The following is a 488-nucleotide window of genomic DNA, read 5'->3' as shown; positions in this document are numbered from 1 at the left end:
GGATAAGCTTCATAGTCGAGAGGGAAACAGCCCAGATCGCCGGTTAAGGCCCCTAAGGGTGTGCTAAGTGGAAAAGGATGTGGGATCGCGAAGACAGCCAGGAGGTTGGCTTAGAAGCAGCCATCCTTGAAAGAGTGCGTAATAGCTCACTGGTCGAGTGGTTCTGCGCCGACAATGTAGTGGGGCTCAAGCACACCGCCGAAGCCGCGGCATAGTTTTTACTATGGGTAGGGGAGCGTCGTGTGTGGGGTGAAGCCGTATCGGAAGAAGCGGTGGACTGCACGCGAGTGAGAATGCAGGCATGAGTAACGAATGATACGTGAGAATCGTATCCGCCGAATGACTAAGGGTTCCTGGGTCAAGTTCGTCTTCCCAGGGTGAGTCGGGTCCTAAGGCGAGGCCGACAGGCGTAGTCGATGGTCAACGGGTTGATATTCCCGTACCCGTATATACGCGCCCAGTATCGAAGCGGTGATACTAACCACCCA

The 488-nt window shown here is 55.1% G+C and carries 1 rRNA gene; it reads left to right on the top strand.

Annotation, left to right across the window (positions count from 1 at the left end):
* Window positions 1-488: ribosomal RNA gene (locus HMPREF2656_RS03945) — 23S ribosomal RNA — on the top strand; the annotation flags it as partial.

Source organism: Corynebacterium sp. HMSC034B08, from assembly GCF_001835805.1.
GTDB classification, from domain to species: Bacteria; Actinomycetota; Actinomycetes; order Mycobacteriales; family Mycobacteriaceae; genus Corynebacterium; species Corynebacterium coyleae.
The sequence above is the reverse complement of the archived record's forward strand: the minus strand, read 5'-3'. Positions and strand labels throughout refer to the sequence as shown.